The 17,164-nt window shown below is 68.8% G+C and carries 16 protein-coding genes; 7 read left to right on the top strand and 9 right to left on the bottom strand.

Annotated features, from left to right (window positions below; translation table 11 throughout):
* Positions 1-62: 62 nt before the first annotated feature.
* Genes OXI49_02995 through OXI49_02980 form a run of 4 tightly spaced genes read right to left on the bottom strand, consistent with a single transcriptional unit; the run spans position 63 to position 4,627 of the window.
* Positions 63-935, bottom strand: a complete 873-nt coding sequence (locus tag OXI49_02995) for a PH domain-containing protein (GenBank protein ID MDE2689451.1) — start codon at positions 933-935, stop codon at positions 63-65.
* The gene (locus OXI49_02990; GenBank protein MDE2689450.1) at positions 932-1,504 is read right to left on the bottom strand and encodes a PH domain-containing protein; all 573 of its coding nucleotides are present in this window, start codon (positions 1,502-1,504) and stop codon (positions 932-934) included. Before OXI49_02990 ends, OXI49_02995 begins: the two co-directional genes overlap by 4 nt.
* Complete coding sequence (gene rocD / locus OXI49_02985; protein MDE2689449.1) at positions 1,501-2,691, bottom strand: ornithine--oxo-acid transaminase; 1,191 nt, start codon at positions 2,689-2,691, stop codon at positions 1,501-1,503. Before rocD ends, OXI49_02990 begins: the two co-directional genes overlap by 4 nt.
* A gap of 55 nt (positions 2,692-2,746) precedes the next feature.
* Positions 2,747-4,627 carry a hypothetical protein gene (locus OXI49_02980; protein ID MDE2689448.1) on the bottom strand — a complete coding sequence of 627 codons (1,881 nt, stop codon included), beginning with the start codon at positions 4,625-4,627 and terminating at the stop codon, positions 2,747-2,749.
* 226 nt (positions 4,628-4,853) lie between these two features.
* Between OXI49_02980 and OXI49_02975 the strand changes: the two genes are divergently transcribed.
* Complete coding sequence (locus OXI49_02975) at positions 4,854-6,281, top strand: FAD-dependent oxidoreductase (protein ID MDE2689447.1); 1,428 nt, start codon at positions 4,854-4,856, stop codon at positions 6,279-6,281.
* Positions 6,282-6,305: 24 nt separating this feature from the next.
* Here OXI49_02975 and OXI49_02970 read toward each other — a convergent pair whose 3' ends face one another.
* The 4 genes from OXI49_02970 to OXI49_02955 all read right to left on the bottom strand — a co-directional run bounded on the left by OXI49_02970 (position 6,306) and on the right by OXI49_02955 (position 9,015).
* Positions 6,306-6,611, bottom strand: a complete 306-nt coding sequence (locus OXI49_02970; protein MDE2689446.1) for a HigA family addiction module antitoxin — start codon at positions 6,609-6,611, stop codon at positions 6,306-6,308.
* A 14-nt stretch (positions 6,612-6,625) separates the two neighbouring features.
* Entirely contained in the window at positions 6,626-6,907 is a 282-nt protein-coding gene (locus tag OXI49_02965) for a type II toxin-antitoxin system RelE/ParE family toxin (GenBank protein MDE2689445.1), read from the bottom strand.
* A gap of 15 nt (positions 6,908-6,922) precedes the next feature.
* The gene (pruA, locus tag OXI49_02960; GenBank protein MDE2689444.1) at positions 6,923-8,548 is read right to left on the bottom strand and encodes an L-glutamate gamma-semialdehyde dehydrogenase; all 1,626 of its coding nucleotides are present in this window, start codon (positions 8,546-8,548) and stop codon (positions 6,923-6,925) included.
* A gap of 86 nt (positions 8,549-8,634) precedes the next feature.
* Complete coding sequence (locus tag OXI49_02955) at positions 8,635-9,015, bottom strand: DUF423 domain-containing protein (GenBank protein MDE2689443.1); 381 nt, start codon at positions 9,013-9,015, stop codon at positions 8,635-8,637.
* Positions 9,016-9,073: 58 nt separating this feature from the next.
* On the opposite strand from OXI49_02955, the gene OXI49_02950 reads away from it, so the two are divergent.
* Entirely contained in the window at positions 9,074-10,216 is a 1,143-nt protein-coding gene (locus tag OXI49_02950) for a mechanosensitive ion channel family protein (GenBank protein ID MDE2689442.1), read from the top strand.
* On the opposite strand, the gene OXI49_02945 is transcribed toward OXI49_02950, so the two are convergent.
* The gene (locus OXI49_02945) at positions 10,193-11,281 is read right to left on the bottom strand and encodes a DEAD/DEAH box helicase (GenBank protein ID MDE2689441.1); all 1,089 of its coding nucleotides are present in this window, start codon (positions 11,279-11,281) and stop codon (positions 10,193-10,195) included. The two genes, OXI49_02950 and OXI49_02945, sit on opposite strands and share 24 nt — an antisense overlap.
* 634 nt (positions 11,282-11,915) lie before the next feature.
* Here OXI49_02945 and OXI49_02940 point away from each other — a divergent pair.
* The 5 genes from OXI49_02940 to OXI49_02920 all read left to right on the top strand — a co-directional run bounded on the left by OXI49_02940 (position 11,916) and on the right by OXI49_02920 (position 17,132).
* Entirely contained in the window at positions 11,916-12,932 is a 1,017-nt protein-coding gene (locus OXI49_02940) for an alcohol dehydrogenase catalytic domain-containing protein (protein MDE2689440.1), read from the top strand.
* 73 nt (positions 12,933-13,005) lie between these two features.
* Positions 13,006-13,983 carry an alcohol dehydrogenase catalytic domain-containing protein gene (locus OXI49_02935; GenBank protein MDE2689439.1) on the top strand — a complete coding sequence of 326 codons (978 nt, stop codon included), beginning with the start codon at positions 13,006-13,008 and terminating at the stop codon, positions 13,981-13,983.
* Between the two features lie 47 nt (positions 13,984-14,030).
* A complete protein-coding gene (locus OXI49_02930; protein ID MDE2689438.1) occupies positions 14,031-15,239 on the top strand; it encodes a bifunctional chorismate mutase/prephenate dehydratase in 1,209 nt (402 codons plus the stop codon).
* Between the two features lie 7 nt (positions 15,240-15,246).
* Positions 15,247-16,455 carry an L-2-hydroxyglutarate oxidase gene (gene lhgO / locus OXI49_02925; GenBank protein MDE2689437.1) on the top strand — a complete coding sequence of 403 codons (1,209 nt, stop codon included), beginning with the start codon at positions 15,247-15,249 and terminating at the stop codon, positions 16,453-16,455.
* Positions 16,452-17,132 carry an alpha/beta hydrolase gene (locus OXI49_02920; GenBank protein MDE2689436.1) on the top strand — a complete coding sequence of 227 codons (681 nt, stop codon included), beginning with the start codon at positions 16,452-16,454 and terminating at the stop codon, positions 17,130-17,132. The genes lhgO and OXI49_02920 overlap by 4 nt, the downstream gene beginning before the upstream one ends.
* Positions 17,133-17,164 lie beyond the last annotated feature (32 nt).

Here is a 17,164-nt window from a genome sequence, read left to right as displayed (position 1 = left end):
AGTATGAGCCAACCGCGGCGCCCGGCCGCAGGGACGCCACTCCTACGGCGCCGAGCAACGCCTCATCCCTCGGCCCGACCGACCGCCGCCCGTAGCTCGCGGCACTCGGCGAGCAGTTGGCGGGCAGCGGCCAGAACGGATTCGTCGCCCGCACCGCCGGACGAAGGAGGCCTGGCGGCATCGTCCCGTGCCCAAGTCGCGGCCGCCTCCACGACCCGCTCGCCCTCGACGACGATCCCGGCCGCATCGTCGTCGGGATCGCCCAGACCGGCGTCCCGGCTCTGCCGCAGCGACGTCAGCAGCAGGTTGCGCAACTCCTCCGCGTTGTCCAGACCCTGCAACAAGCCCCGGCTCAGGCTGTCCTCGTCGTCGTCCGACCCGGCGCCGCTGGCGGTACGGATCTCCAGGTCGGCGATCCCGAACAGGCGCTGCAACGGCCCGCGTTTGACCGCCATGTTCTGGATGTTCACGACCGTCATCGTCTGCTCCCTGACGCTGTAGATGCCGTAGCGGATGCGAAGGGCCCGGTCGCTGACCATGTACCAGCGCATCTCGTAGCCCAGGCGCAACACGGCGAGAGACCCCACCAACTGGACGAAGAACAGGACGAACAGAAGCGGCCCCAACGCCCTGGTGAAGTCGGTCCACGGCCCAATGTCCAGGAACTCGAAGCCCTCGTCCGACACCCAGAACGCGAACGGCAGAAAGCCGAGCGTCGACACGACCAGGCCGAACAGCGCGCCCGCCTGTCCCAGACCCCACTTGAGCAGGCTGTACCAGAAGAACCGCGGCGAGGCGCGAAAGGTGCGCAGAGACTCCGGCGATCCGGGTGGAGGCTCGGGCCGCTCGTCGACTCGGAACAACCGCAGCAGCAAACGCTTCAGGCCCGCCGGCATCCGGCCGCTGGGCGCGCCTTCGCTGCTGCCGGTCGTCATCGCCCGCGCTCCAGTGCGCTCCGGATTGCCCCGACTTCGCGGGCGATCTCCCGGAGAGTCGAGGCGAGAGCGGCGGCATCGTCCCCGGCAGGGGGAGCGGGAAGCGCGCCGGTGGCGGCCGGCACTGCCGTCCGCGCGCCACGCATCCGGCTGTACATGAAGTTGCGGACCGCCGACAGCTCCAGCAGGCCTTCGACCTTCATCTCGGCCTTCGCCGAACCGCTCGCGGTCTGGACCAGCAGGCGCGAAAGGCCGAGCCAGCGCTCGACCGCGTTGCTCTGCACGTGGATGTCCTGGATGCGACTGTAGGTGAGGCTGATCTCGCGCTTGAACACGGCGCCCCAACTCATCGTCACGCCTTCGTCGTCGAAGCGATACCTCAACGTGCGATAACGCAGGAACAGGATCGTGAAGACGACGGGGAACGCCGGTCCGGTGATCAGCGAGAAGAGGACGTAGTAGCGCAGCAGCTTGGGATGGGGACGGCGGATCGCCCGCACCCGGTCGGCGGCGGTCTCGGGCCGAAGCGGCGCCGCGACCGGCTCCGCGCTCGCCGCGTCGGCCGTCATGCCGTCAACACTTCCTCGATGCGGTCCAGCGCCCAGTCGAGTTCCTCCCGCCCGATCACCAGGGGCGGCGCGAACCGAATCACGTGATCGTGTGTCTCCTTGCACAGCAGTCCCTGCCTCGCCAGTTTCTCGCAATACGGACGGGCCCCGCCGGCGGATTCATGGAGTTCGATTCCGATCCACAGTCCGCGGCCACGGATCTCGCGCACCAGCGGTGAGCGGACGCTCCGCAACCGCCCCAGAGCGTACTCGCCGAGACGGGCCGAGTTCTCGACCAATCTCTCGTCCTGCAGGACAGCGAGCGCGGCGCGCGCGACCGCCGCCCCTACCGGATTGCCGCCATAGGTGGAACCATGATCGCCTGGCTGGAACACGTCCATGATCTCAGTGTCCGCCACGACCACCGACACGGGATACAGACCGCCGGAGAGCGCTTTGCCGAGCAGCATCACGTCCGGCCGGATGCCGTCGTGCTCGTGCGCGAACATCCGTCCCGTACGCCCCAGGCCGGACTGAATCTCATCAACGATCAGGAGCGCGTTCCGCTCGCTGCACACGTCGCGCAGTTCAGCAAGGAAACCGTCCGGCGGTACGACGATTCCGCCCTCGCCCTGAATCGGCTCGACCAGCACGGCCGCCGTGTTCGGACCCACCGCCGCTCTTGCCGCGGAGGCGTCACCGAAGGGCAGCAGCTCGAAACCGGGCGTGAATGGACCGAAACCATCGCGATACTGCGCTTCGCTCGAAAAGCCCACGATCGTCGTCGTGCGACCGTGGAAGTTGTTGGCGAACGCCAGGATCTCGGCCTCGCCGGGAGGCACGCCCTTGCGCGTGTAGGCCCACTTCCTGGCCAGCTTGATCGCGGTCTCGACCGCCTCGGCACCGGTGTTCATCGGCAGCGCCCGCTCGAAGCCGGTCAGTTCGCAGACATCCCGAAAGAACGCCCCGAGTTCGGCGTTGTGGAAGGCCCGCGAAGTGACCGCCACCTTCCGGCTCTGCCGGATCAGGGCCTCAACGATCCGGGGATGGCAGTGCCCCTGGTTGACCGCCGAGTAGGCGGCGAGGCAGTCGAGGTAGCGGCGACCGTCAAGGTCCCAGACCCAAACGCCCTCGGCGCGGTCGATCACTATGTCCAGCGGCGCGTAGTTCCGGGCGCCGTATCGCGCTTCCAGTTCCGTCGGCTTCACCGCAGGTTCCCTGCTCAAATGTAGCGCGACTTCTGCCGCGGAGTGCTGGAAACCGTCAGAACTCGATCGAGATTCCAGCGTGGACGTAGACCGGCGTCTTGCGCAGCTCGAACGCAGGGGCGAGAGCTCCGTCATCTCCCCGGATCTCCGAGCTCTTCGCCTTCATCGAGGCGTCGAACCAGAAGGCGCCGAGATACAGGCCGACCGGACAATCCGTCTTGAAGGGGATCTTCAGTCCCATGTTGGCGCCGAGAACGGTCTCGCCGGGCCACTCGGGACGATAGACGGCGTCCACCGACGCGCCATCCATTCCGGTCGGCACGAGGGAGGGCGAGCTGTAGTCGAGCTGGGCGATCACGGGACCGAGCCACCAGTCCACGCGGCTGCCAGGACGGGTCAGGTGGAAGTTCAGCCCGACGAAGAACTTCTTCATCTCGATGTCCGCGCCGGCGTAACCGGTCCGGCCGCCCGGGTGCAGCCACCAGTCGACCTCGCAGTTGATCGTGTTCGCCCCGAACATGAATCCCACGGGATAGCTCAGGCGGTACTCGGCGGCAAGCCCGACGCCGACTCCGTCCACGCAGGCCTTGAGCCTGTCGCGCGTATCCGGACCGAGCACCGAAATGTGCACGTCGTCTCCACTCAGCGAACTGAGGGTCGGCATCAGGGTCCACCGCCGATCGACCTTCATCGTCGCGGAGGCCTCATTGCTACCTCCGGCGTTCTCCACCATCGCCGTGTGTGTGAACTCGCCATCGGTCGCGTGAACGACCTCGCGCTGGTAGGGCTGGTCCAGCGGCTGGCCGTCCAGTGTGACCGTCACCGGCGCCCCGCTGCCGTTCTCCGGCGCCACCGTGACGACGGCGGTCTGGCGGACCAGCACCCGGTCCGGCTCGATCGACATCGTGACCGTCGGCGCGACCTTCATCCCGGTCGAACACTGGGCGCTCTGGCCGGTGCTGGTCTCGACGGTCACGGTATGGGTGAAGGCGTCGGCGCCGTCGTGGGCCATCTCCCGGGTGTACGGAGACGCGAGCGGCTGCCCGTCGAGCAGGACCCGTGACAACTCCGCGCCATGGCCGGCGTTCGGCGCCACCGTCAACGTGGACGACTCGCCCAGGTCGACCTCGGCCGGCGCGGCGGTCACGCTACAGCTCGGGCAGCCGACGGCGATCGTGTTGCTGACCGAGTCCTCGAGCCGGTCGCCACGCGACGACATCGCGGAGCAGGTCGCGGTGACCGTGTAGTCGCCCTCGGCGGTGAACGGGAAAGACGCGCCGCCCGAGGCCGCCGAACGCTCGCCGCCGTCCGGCATCCGGACCGTTACGGCGCTCTCGCCGTCGGCGCAGGAACTCTGGAAGTCGAAGGTCCGGTCGCTGCAGGAGAGGCCGCCGATGTCCAGGTCGAGGGTCACCTTCGGCAGCGGCTGCTCGGCGAGGAGCGCCAGGTTGCCGCAGGACTCGGGAACGATCATCGAGTACCAGCGCCCGTTCGAGTTGAAACGAATCTCCCAGGCCGCGAACGCCTCGCCGCCCGCCCAGCAGAGGTTCGTGCCAAGCGTCGGGGTCTGGCCGCGCTCGCGGAAGAACATCCACTGGACTCGCTGGCCGGGGTCGAAGGTGGTCGACGTGACGCCCCGCCAGGCGGCCACGGCGGCAAAGAGATCGTCCGGGTCGCCCGTCCAGTTCGCCTGTCCCAACAGCGAGAGGATCTCCTCGCGATGATCGACGAACAGCGCCTGCAGGGACTCCTGATCTTCGACCGGCGCCGAGAACCTGTTGGCCCCTCCCAGACGTGTGATCGACGACGCGCCCTCGCATAGCTGGGCGGCGGCCGGCGCGGCCAGGATCAGGCCGGCGAGAAGGAACAGGACGAAGGCCGACAGCGCCGAAGCGCGGACGGCGGCGTACTCAGCGAGCCAACGGCGATGGGACATGGCATTCTCCCCCAGAGTTTCCCCGCCGCAGTCCGCTTGACCGAGCGGGCCGGAGGGGCGTATGTCTAATCATGTCAACACTTAGCCGGGTTGACAAATGCCGCCTGCGGGCCTTGCCGCGCGCCGGAACGGCGCTGGCTGGCGCGACGCTATGATTCCCGACCGATCGACCACTCCCGACACCGGAACGAAGACCGCGTCTGCGAGACGCGAAGGCGAGGAACAAGTGCACGAGACCTCAGGAAACTGGCCTCTCGGCAGCAGTGAACGACCGCTGCGGGTGGCCGTCATCGGCTCCGGTCCCAGCGGCTTCTACGCGATCGCCGCGCTGTTCAAGGCGGACGGTCTCGAGGCCGATGTCGATCTGTTCGATCGTCTGCCCACGCCCTTCGGCCTGGTGCGCGGCGGTGTCGCGCCCGATCATCAGAAGATCAAGAACGTCATCCGGGTCTACAACCGCACCGCACAGCATGACCGCTTCCGCTTCTTCGGAAACGTGGAACTCGGTCGCGATATTTCGGTCGAGGACCTCCGCCAGCACTACGACCACATCGTCTACGCCACCGGCAACGAGTCCGACCGCAAGATGGGGATCCCGGGCGAAGATCTTCCCGGCGTCCACTCGGCGACCGAGTTCGTCGGCTGGTACAACGGCCATCCCGACTTCCAGGATCGCAGCTTCGACCTGGCCTCGGCCCGGTGCGTCGCGGTGGTGGGCAACGGCAACGTGGCGATGGACGTGACCCGCGTCCTGGCGCGCAGCCCGGACGAACTCGCTCCAACCGACATCACCGCCGAATCGCTCGCCGTGCTCCGGGAAAGCGGGGTCGAGGAGGTGATCCTGCTCGGCCGCCGGGGACCGGCGCAGGCGGCATTCTCGCCCCAGGAGATCAAGGAGATCGGATCGCTCGAAGGCGTCAGCCTGCTGGTGTCCGAAGCGGAGATGGACCTCGACGAGATCAGCAGCACCTGGCTCGAGGAGAGCGCCGCGCCCAGCGCGCGCCGCAACGTGGCCTATCTGACCGAGGTCGCCGGAGCCGTGGCCGGCGACGGCGACCGCCTCGTGACCTGCCGCTTCCTCGTTTCGCCCATCGACCTTCAGGCGGGCGACGACGGCCGGGTCGGCCGGGTCGTGATCGAGAAGAACGAGCTCTACGCCGCCGACGACGGCACGCCCAGGCCCCGGGGCACCGGAGAGACCGAAACCCTGGATGTCGACCTGGTGTTCAAGGCCGTCGGCTATCGCGGCATCCCCCTGCCGGGCGTGCCGTTCCACGAGCGCTGGGGCATCCTGCCCAACGACGAAGGCCGCCTGCAGACCGGGCCGGACGGCGAGATCGTGCCGGGCCAGTACGTCGTCGGCTGGGCAAAACGAGGCCCGACCGGCCTGATCGGCACGAACAGCCCCGACTCGACCGCCACCGTCAAGAAGATGATCGAGGACATCGACGGCATGACCGCCCCGGCCGACTCCGCCAGGGCCCCGGAGAGGATTGTCGAACTGCTGCGCGGACGCGGCGTCGACTTCGTGAGCTTCGACGACTGGACCATGCTTGACGAGGACGAAGTTCGCCTCGGAGAGGCGCAGAGCAAGGTCCGCGAGAAGTACACCGACATCGGGTCGATGATGGCGGCGATCCGCCGGCTTCGATAAACCCTGGAAGCGGCAGTCCGCTGCTCAACCCCTCGCGGCGAGGCCCCCGCCTGCGTCCAGGGTCGGAAGCCGAGAGATCGCTGATCCGTTCTCCCGCTCCGCAAGCCGCAACTCGTAGAGCTTCTGCAGGTTGAGCCAGAACTCTCCCGAGGTGCCGAAGAAACGCCCGAGCCGAAGGGCCGTGTCGCCGGTGACGGCCCGCCGACCGTTGAGAATCCCCGTGATGCGGCTCACTGGCACCTCGATTCGCCGCGCAAGTTCCGCCGCGCTCATGCCGAGCGCGTCGAGATCCTCGCGCAGCGTTTCGCCGGGATGAATGGGCTCGCGCATGGTATGCCTCCGTCTCAATGGTAGTCCACGATCTCCACATCCGTAGGGCCGGGGCTTCCGGAGGGCCACCTGAAACAGACCCGCCATTGGTCGTTGATGCGAATACTCCACTGTCCCTTCCGGCGACCCTTGAGTGCCTTTAGCCGGTTGCCCGGCCTGGCCAAATCGCCCAGGCTTGTGGCCGCGTCGAGCTGGTCGAGCTTTCGCGAGGCCGTCCGTGCGAAGCCCGAGAACGCTGCGACCCGACGACCGTTGTAGAACGCCTCGGTGCGCTTGTCCGCCCAATCGACGATCACGTCGTGCCAGCCGGATCAGCCCATGTGCGGGTAGCGGTAGTCCGTCGGCGGCGCGAAGTTCTCCTTGACAGCCCGCTGGGAAGTCCAGCGCAGCAGGTTGGCCATGGAGCCCGCCTTGTCGTTGGTCCCCGACGCCCGCGCGCCGCCGAAGGGCTGCTGGCCGACGACGGCGCCGGTCGGCTTGTCGTTGATGTAGAAGTTCCCGGCGGCATGTCGCAGGCGATCGCCGACGCTGGCGACCGCCGCCCGGTCGCGCGCGAACACGGCGCCCGTCAACGCGTATGGGCTCGTCGTGTCGCAGAGTTCCAGGGCCTCGTCGAGTGTGTTGTCCGCGTAGACGTACAACGTGAGCACCGGCCCGAAGATCTCCTCGCTCATCAGGCGCGAGCGCGGATCCTCGCTGCGGACGACGGTCGGCTCCACGAAGTAGCCGGTTGAATCGTCGCGGCCACCGCCGGAAACGACCTCGTACGGAGCTCCGTTCTCCGCATCGGCGAGGTAGCCGGAGATGTTGTTGAAGGACGACTGGTCGATGACCGCGGCCATGAAGTTCGAGAAGTCGACGGGGGAGCCCATCTTCACCGTCGCCAGCTCGTCGCACAGGCGCTCCCGCACCTCGCCCCAAAGCGATGCCGGGATGTACGCGCGCGAAGCCGCGGAGCACTTCTGCCCCTGGTACTCGAAGGAGCCCCGGATCAACGCCGTCGTCAGCGCCGCGGGGTCCGCCGACGGATGGGCGAACACGAAATCCTTGCCGCCGGTTTCGCCGACGATGCGCGGGTACGTGCTGTAGTTCTCGATCTGGTCACCGATCGTCCGCCACATGCGCTGGAACACCGGCGTCGAACCGGTGAAGTGGATTCCCGCCAGATGGCGACTGGCCAGGACCGGATCGCCCACCGTGGCGCCCGGACCGGGGACGAAGTTGATGACGCCCGGCGGCAGCCCGGCCTCCTCCAGCAGCTTCATCACGTAGTAGCCAGAGAGCAACGCCGTGGACGCCGGCTTCCACAGCACGGTGTTGCCCATGATCGCCGCCGACGTCGGCAGGTTCCCCGCGATCGCGGTGAAGTTGAACGGCGTGACCGCGAACACGAAGCCCTCGAGGGCCCGGTACTCGACGTAGTTCCAGATCCCGGGCGATGAGACGGGTTGCTGGCCGTAGAGCTCCTCCGCGAACGCGACGTTGAAGCGCAGGAAGTCGATCAGCTCGCAGGCCGAATCGATCTCGGCCTGATAGCAGGTCTTCGACTGGTTGAGCATCGTGGCGGCGTTCACCGTCTGCCGCCAGGAACCGGCCAGGAGCTCGGCTGCTCGGAGGAAGATCGCCGCCCGCTCCTTGAACGGCATCGCGGACCACGCCGGCCAGGCCTCCTGGGAGGCCGCCACGGCAGCTTCGACTTCCGCGGCGCCGGCCTGGTGGCAGGTGCCGAGAACATGACCGTGATCGTGAGGGCAGACGACGTCCTGCGTGCGGCCGGTGCGGATCTCACGCCCGCCGGCAAGGACCGGAATCTCGACCCGCTCGCCGAGCATCTGCTTCAGCCGCGTCTCGAGAGCGGCCCGCTCGGCGGAACCGGGCGCATAGTCGAGGACGGGTTCGTTGCGGGGTGCGGGTACTTGCAAGGTGCCGTTCGGCATTTCAGTTGATCTCCTGGAAGGTAAGGACCGCTGGGGGGCGGCCGGAGCCGGAGCATAAACCGCGCGGGGCGGGTTTCCCCCGTTTCTCAGAAACCGGCCGGGGTCCCCTGACCTTCCAGCATTCTCCAGGCGAAAACCAGGATGCCGACGATCAGCAGCGTGCCGCCGATCGGAGTGATCGCGCCCAGCCAGCGCGGTCCGCCGACGGCAATCACCGCGACGGTTCCGGAGAAGATCAGGGAGCCGACGAACAGCAGCCAGCCAGTGAGCCGCAGGTCGACGTTCGAGCCCCGGGCGGCGAGCCCGAGCAGCGCCACCACCACGCCACCGTACATGAGGTAGCGGGCGGCCGTCTCCCACAGCGCCAGGTGCTCGGCGTCGAGCGCGGACCGCAGGCCGTGGGCGCCGAAAGCGCCCGCGGCCACCGAGGTCGCGCACATCAACAGTCCCACAAACAGCCAGTTCACTACGGTGGCCTCCTCCGGGCGTCGGCTATCGTAACAACCGGTACGCCCGTGATCGGGCGTGGGCACTGGACCCGTGGACGCGCAACTGACCGCACTGGAAGGACGGCTCGCAGAGCTGGTTCCGGTCTACGTGCACGAGCTATGGGGCGCGTGGCTCCAGTTGCTGGCGATCGCGTTCGTCTCCGCGCTGAGCGCCTGGGTGGTCTGGTGGATCCTCAAGTTCGGCGCGACGAAACTCGTCAGGAAGACGAAGACCGAAGTCGACGACCGACTGCTCGAGGCGGCGCACTGGCCGCTCTGGATTTCGGTCTTCCTGATCGGCTTGCGGATGGGCGTCGCTCGATTGCAACTCGCCGGCGCCACCGAGCAGAGGATCGTCGACGCGCTCCAGACCGTCGCGCTGGTGTTCTGGGTCGTCGCGGCGCTTCGCGCCTCGGGAGTCCTGCTACGGGCTCTGGCGCGGCGCAGGAGCGAGGGCGCTCTCGTCTCCAGGCACACCGAGCCCCTGTTCGAGAACCTGGCCAAGGTCGCGATCGTGATCCTGGGGGCCTACCTGGTGATCAACGCCTGGGGCGCCGACGTCTCGGGGCTGCTCGCCGCCGGCGGCATCGCCGGCCTCGCGGTGGGCTTCGCCGCCCGCGACACGCTGGCCAACCTCTTCGCCGGCATCTTCATCTTCGCGGACGGGCCCTACAAGATCGGCGACTTCATCACCCTCGACACAGGGGAACGCGGCATGGTGACCGAGATCGGCATCCGCAGCACCCGGCTGCTGACCCGCGACGACATCGAGGTCACGATCCCCAACGCGGTGATGGGGAACGCCAAGATCAACAACGAAAGCGGCGGACCCCACGTCAAGTACCGGATCCGCGTCCGGGTCGGCGTGGCCTACACCAGCGACGTCGAGAAGGTCGAAGCCCTGCAGCTTCAGGTAGCCGACGAGAACGAGAAGGTGTGCAAGGAGCCCACTCCCCGCGTCCGGTTCCGGGGCTTCGGGCCCTCCTCGATCGACTACGAGCTGCTGTGCTGGGTCGAGGAGCCGGTGCTTCGCGGCATCGTCACCCACGAGCTGGTGAAGGCGACGATCAGTGCGTTCGCCGAGGCGGGCATCGAGATCCCGTACAGCAAGCACGACATCTACATCAAGGAAGGGCGGCCCTCGCGGCAACCCCGCCTAGCCGAGCCCGCGGCCGACTGACGAAGACCGCGCCCGCGCCCGCCACGGCCGGTGCGGGAACCGGCGGCCAAGCCCGCGCTGAATCTCACGCCACTTCCTTTCTTCGTCCGGGGTCACGAAGGTGACCGCCTCTCCGGAACGCCCCATGCGGCCAGTCCGCCCGACGCGGTGCGTGAACAGTCGCTGCGAGTCCGGCAGGTCGTAGTTGATGACCTGGCCGATACCGTTCACGTCCAGCCCCCGGGCGGCCACGTTCGTCGCCACGAGGATCGGCGCGGCGCCGGAACGGAAGCCCCTCATCACGCGCTCTCGGGCGCCCTGGCTGAGGTTCCCCTGCAGCGCCCCAACCGGATAGCCCAGCGCGTCGAGCTTCTTCGCCAGCTTCCGGACGCCGTGCTTGGTGCGACCGAAGACGAGGATCGGGTCGCCATTGCGGCCATCCAGCAGCGACCGGAGAGCGTTCATCTTGTCGTCCCTCTGGATCGAATAGACCAGATGCTCCACCGCCGGCTCCCGGAGGCCGTCGTCGATCTCGACCTTGACCGGGTTGCGCAGGTACTGCTTCGCCGTGTTCGCCACCCAGTTCGGCATGGTGGCCGAGAACAGGGCCGTCTGTCGTGCATCGGGGGTGTGGCTTAGGATCGCCTCGACATCGCGGGCAAAGCCCTGGTCCAGCATCTCGTCGGCCTCGTCCAGGACGAGGAATCGCACGGCGCCCAGATTCAGCGACCCTTGCCGCAGGTGGTCCAGGGTACGGCCGGGAGTGCCAACGACGACGTCGGCTCCTCGCCTCAACGCCGCCTGCTCCCGCCTGATCGGCCGGCCCCCGACGAGTTGCGTCACGGACACGCCCCGCGATGAAGCCAGACCGGAAACAACTTCGGCGACCTGAAGGGCAAGCTCCCGCGTCGGCACCAGCACCAGCGCCTGAACCCGCCGGACCGCCGGATCGCAGACTTCGGCGATGGGAACGGCAAAGGCCAGCGTCTTTCCCGATCCTGTCTGAGCCTGTCCGACCAGGTCCCGCCCCGCCAGCAGCGAGGGGATGGACTGCTCCTGAATCGGCGTCGGCTCGGAGATTTTCATTCGGCCGATCGCAGCCCGGGTCGCGGGCCTCAGCGCAATGCCGGCGAAGACGGCACCGGCGTGGGTGTCCTGTCCACCGCCGGCCACAGCTTCGGCCGGGCGATGGCTGCCGTTGACCGCTCGGCTGGCCGGAGCGGCCTTCGCCGGCGCGCCGGCGCTGTCACGACGGCTGGTGAAGCAGGAGCGGCAGTACACAGGCCTGCCGGGCGCGGGCCTGAAGGGAACGGTCGTCGGGCTATCGCACTCGGTGCAGACGGCATCGTGGGTTTGCTGCGGCCTTCGGCCGGATGGACGCCGGCCGTGCGGCTTTCGACCGGGCGGACGCCGGCCGGTCGAGCGAGACTTCTTGGGCATAAGGAAAGGAACTCCTCGGGTCGGGAGATAGTGATGAGGCGGTCTTGAGGCGCGGGCGAGCAAGCAGGGGCGAGGACTCATGTCCACCGCTGCATCAACCCTGGCGCGGCAATCGAGCGTTGTCGGTCGCAATGGCGACCAGGGGACTGCGAGCTGGACCCGGCGGAAAACGCAACCTACACGAACCCGACCTCCGAGTCAAAGCCGGCCCCGCCCCTCGGCTCACTAGAATGCCCGTCGGGAACGACATGCCGCGCTCGAACCGGATCAAGCCAGACAAGTGAAGGTCGCGCGCACCACCGCCGGCGGGAGTCTGGAACTCGCCGAGGCGCCGGAGCCGCCGATCAAGACCGGCGAGGCGCTGATCGAACTCGTCTACTGCGGCCTGTGCGGAACCGATCTCTACAAGTTGGCCGACGCCGGCCGGACGCCGGGAGAGGTGCTCGGGCACGAAGTCGTCGGCAGGGTGATCGCGAGCCGCGCCGACTCGCTCGCACCCGGCGACCGGGTCATCGCTCCGCATCACGCCCCTTGCGGCGACTGTCGATTGTGCCGGTCCGGCGCCGAAACGATGTGCCCCCGGTTCGCGGAGAACCTGCTGGACCCGGGAGGTTTCAGCGAGCGCCTGCGGCTCAAGGCCCGAGCGGTCCAACGCACCGTGCGCAAGCTCGACCACGGGCTCGCCGACGAAGCGGCCGCGTTCGTCGAACCGGCCGCCTGCGTCCTGCGTGGCGTCGACCGCGCCGGCCTTGCCCGGAAGACACCCGCGATCGTCGTGATCGGCGCCGGCTCGATGGGCCTGCTCCATCTGCTGGTGCTGAGAGCGGTCTTTCCCGGCGGCCGAGTCGTCGTCGCTGAGCCGGCGCCGGAGCGCCGGGCGATGGCGCTCGAGCTGGGCGCCGATTCCGCGGCGCCCCCCGCGGATGCCGCCGAGATGGCCCGAGGAAACCTGCCCGAAGGCGGCGCCGACGCCGTCTTCGACACGGCCGGAGGCCAGGAGGCCTTCGAGCTGGCCCTTCAGGTCACGCGGCCAGGCGGCCGTGTCGTCCTCTTCGCGCACGCCGCCCACGATGCCCGCGTCACGTTCGACATCAACGCGGTCTTCAGGTCCGAACGCCAGGTGATCGGCGCCTACTCGGGCTCCCCCGCCGAGCAAGCGAGGGTGCTCCATCTGCTCCACGAGGGCGCGCTCGACCCCACGCCGCTGGTCACCCACCGCCTGCCCCTGGACCGCGCCGCCAAAGCCGTCGATCTGTGCCGGCGGCGGGCGGCGCTGAAGGTCCTCCTGCACCCCTGAAGGCATGATCCCGGAGTACCAGACCCAAGCCTTTCTCACCGGGCCCGGGAGCGTCGAGTTGAGGCGGCTGCCGATGCCCGAACCAGGCCCCGGCGAACTGCTGATCCGGGTCGACGCCGCGACCACGTGCGGCACCGACGTCAAGGTCTACCGCCGCGGCGGCCATCCGACCATGCTGGCCCTGCCGTCGCCCTTCGGCCACGAGGTCACCGGCACCGTCGTCCGGGCCGCGGCCGGGAGTTTTCACACCGAGGGAGACGCCGTCGTCGTCGCCAACAGCGCCTCCTGCGGCAAGTGCCAGCCGTGCCGGCACAAACGCGAGAACCTCTGCCGCAACCTCATCTACCTGAACGGCGCCTTCGCCGACTACCTGCTGCTCCCCGAAGCCGTCGCGAAGCGCAGCGTGCACCCGCGGCCCGCCGGCCTCGCACCGGTGGTGGCCGCCATGGCGGAGCCTCTAGCCTGCGCCGTCCACTGCCTCGAACGGTGCCTCGGCGCCTGGAGCGGTCCGCCCACCGAGGCGCGGACCCTGGTCATCGGCTGCGGGCCGCTGGGCCTCATGCTGATCGACCTGTTCCACAGCATGCGTACTCATGTCCGCGGCCTCGACCCGCACCGCCACCGCCTCGAAGCGGCGCGCTCCTTCGGCGCCGCCGAGACGCATCTCGGCCGCGCCGGCGACGGCAGTGGCCCAGCGGCCGAGGATCCGTTCGACTTCGCGATCGATGCGACCGGTACGCCCGCCGGTTGGGACCACGCCGTGAGATCGCTCGCTCCCGGCGGCGTCGCCGCCCTGTTCGGCGGTTGCCGTCCCGGAACCGAGCTCGTCATCGACGCGGAGCGGGTCCACTACCAGGAACAGACGCTGCTGGGCGTCTACCACCATCGGCCTTCGTCGTTCCGCGCGGCGATCGACCGATTGTGTAGCGCGCCTGAGCGCTACGGCGCGTTGGTCGAGCGCGAGCTGCCCCTCGACCGGCTGACGGAAGCGCTCGACCTGATGACCGGCCGCCACGCCCTGAAGGTCGCCATCCGGCCGCACCGCGGCTAGAGCCGTATACTGCGCCCCGCGGCCATCCCGGGCCGTGGAGATTCCTCATGGCCGCTGCCGAGCATGACGTCTTGCCCGATCTCGAAGCGGTTCGCCAGGAGTTGGAGGACATCGACCAGGAGCTCCTGAAGGGTTTCAGGCGCCGCGTCGAACTGTCGCGCGAGGTTGCGGGCGCCAAGATCGCGTCGGCCTTTCCATTCCGCGACCAGTTGCGCGAAGAGCAACTGCTGACCCGCGTACGGACCATCGCCGCCGAACTCGACCTCGACCCCCACCAGACCGAGCGCATCTTCCGGCTGCTGATCGAGATGTCGATCGCGGCGCAGCAGGGGTACATCCGCGATCTCGATCGGGCACCGCTGCGGGTCGCGTACCAGGGCGTCGAGGGCTCGTTCAGCCACCTGACCGCCCAGCGGCAGTACGCCGGCCGGCCCGGAGGCGTCGTACTCCAGGGCTACGAACTGTTTCGGGGGGCTGCCGAAGGTGTCCGCGACGGCCGCCACGACATCGCCCTGCTGCCCATCGAGAACAGCACCGCCGGCAGCATCAACGAAACCTACGACCTGCTGGCCGAAGGCGGTCTGGTGATCACCGCGGAAGTCATCAGCAAGGTCGCGCACTGCCTGCTCGCGCTGCCCGGCACGGAGATCGAGGACCTCCGGCTCGTGCTCTCTCACCCCCAGGCACTACGCCAGTGCGACCAGTTCTTCCACGACCACGACTGGCTGCGGCCACAGCCCGAGTTCGACACCGCGGGCGCCGCCGCCCGCGTCCGCGAAGGGAACGACCGGACGGTCGGCGCTATCGCCAGCGAGCCGGCGGCGCGGGTCTTCGGCCTGGAGATCCTCGCCCACGGCATCCAGAACCAGGCCGGGAACTTCACCCGCTTCGTTGAGGTCGCCAGCGAGGCGGCGCCGTGCCCGCCCGACCAGCCCTGCAAGACGTCTCTACTGCTCGTGACCGGTCACCAGCCGGGCGACCTCGGCGAAGTGCTGCGCAGCTTCTCGCGGCGGGGCGTCAACCTGACCAAGATCGAATCCAGGCCGATCCCCGCCACGCCCTGGCGCTATCAGTTCTACCTGGATATCGACGGCCACGCCGCCTCGGCGCCGGTGACCGAGGCGCTTGAGGCAATCGGGGAGAAGACGAAGGAACTCCGCATCCTCGGCACCTACCCGAGCGCGTTGCCGCCAACGCCCACCGAGCGTCCAGCCGACGGCGACGGCGCGGAAGGCGCCACGGCCGAAGACGCCTGAGCCCACCTTGCCCCAACGCGCCGACGTCGTCTGCATCGGGGCCGGGATCATCGGTCTCGCCACTGCCCGAAGCCTCTCCCGCCGCTTCAGGCAGATCGACATCCGCGTCGTCGAGGCGGAACCCCGGCCCGCCGTCCACCAGACCGGCCACAACAGCGGCGTCATCCACTCCGGCCTCTACTACAAGCCCGGCTCGCTCAAGGCGCGCAACTGTGTCGGCGGCCGGAAGCGGCTGATCGACTACTGCGACCGGCAAGCGATTCCGTACGAGATCTGCGGCAAGCTCGTCATCGCCACCGACCCGGAAGAGATCCCCCGGCTCGACGAACTGGAGCGCCGCGGCCGGGCGAACGGCCTTGCCGGACTCGAGCGCCTGGCGCCCGAGCGGATCCCCGAGTTCGAGCCGCACGCGACCGGCGTCGACGCTCTCTGGGTTCCCGAGACCGGCATCGTCGATTTCAAGGCCGTGGCCCGCGCCTACGCCGAAGAGGTCGAGGCGGCCGGTGTCTCCCTCCACCTGCGGACGCGCGTCACCGGCCTCGCGCCACGCCCTGACGGAGTCGTCGTGGAGACCACCGCCGGCGACTTCGAGGCCGGCCACGCGATCAACTGCGCCGGCCTCCAGTCGGACCGCGTGGCACGCATGGCGGGCCTCGATCCAGACGTGCGGATCGTCCCCTTCCGCGGCGAGTACTTCGACATCGCCCCGGAGCGCCGCCACCTGCTGCGCGGACTGATCTACCCCGTTCCCGATCCCCGTTTCCCATTTCTCGGAGTCCACCTGACCCGGCGCGTCGACGGCTCGGTCGAAGCCGGCCCGAACGCCGTCCTGGCGCTCAAGCGCGAGGGCTACGACCGCGGCAGCTTCGACGCCCGCGACACCTGGAGCAGCCTGAGCTATCCGGGCTTCTGGAAGATGGCCCTCCGGTTCTGGAAGGTCGGCATCAGCGAGATGGCGCGTTCCGGCAGCCGCTCCCGCTTCGCCCGCGACCTGCGGCGCTTCGTCCCCGATCTCAGCGACTCCGACCTGATGCCGGGCGGCTCCGGCATCCGTGCCCAGGCCCTCGACCGCAAGGGCAACCTGGTCGACGACTTCGCGATCGAGACCAGCCCGCGCATGCTCCACGTCCTGAACGCTCCGTCGCCGGGCGCCACCGCCTCGCTAGCGATCGGCGACACGCTGGCCGACCGCGCGGCGGAGATGTTCGGGCTGTGAGGGTCGAAACGACCGAGACCGGCTTCACCGTTTCCGGCGACCGCCGGGTCAGCGCGATCCTGCTCGAACCCGACGGCGCGCGCTGCCTCCTCGTCTTCGCCCACGGCGCCGGCGCGGGCATGCGTCACGCGACGATCGAGACGTTCGCCCGCGGCGTAGCCGGGTTTCGAATCGCCACGCTCCGATTTCAGTTCCCCTACACCGAGAAGGGCCGCCGCCGCCCGGACCCGCCACTTGTCCTGCAGCGATCCGTCCGGGCAGCGGTAGCGAACGCCAGGGACACGCGGCCCGAACTGCCGCTCCTTGCCGGCGGCCGCTCAATGGGAGGCCGCATGTCCTCCGGTGCCGACGCTACGGAGGCGCTCAGCGTCGCCGGTTTCGTCTTCCACGCCTTTCCGCTGCATCCTCCCGGGAAACCCGGAACGTCGCGTGCCGACCACCTGAGCCTGGTCGAGAAGCCGATGCTGTTCCTGAACGGTACCCGCGACCGCCTCGCCGACCCGGAACTGCTCGCCGGCGTCTGCGAGCGGCTCGGCCCACGAGCCACCCTTCACTGCATCGACGGCGGCGACCACAGCCTGCAGGTGCTGAAACGGTCAGGCCGCCCACAGGAGGATGTCGACCTCGAGGTCGCCGAGGCGGTCAGCGACTGGTGCCGGAAGGCTCTGCGCTTCTGACACCGAGGAGCCTCCTCCGCGATACCGAGACC

It is taken from the genome of Acidobacteriota bacterium, assembly GCA_028875725.1.
GTDB lineage: Bacteria > Acidobacteriota > Thermoanaerobaculia > Multivoradales > Multivoraceae > Multivorans.
Note: the sequence above shows the minus strand (reverse complement) of the source record. Positions and strands in the feature narration are given on the sequence as shown.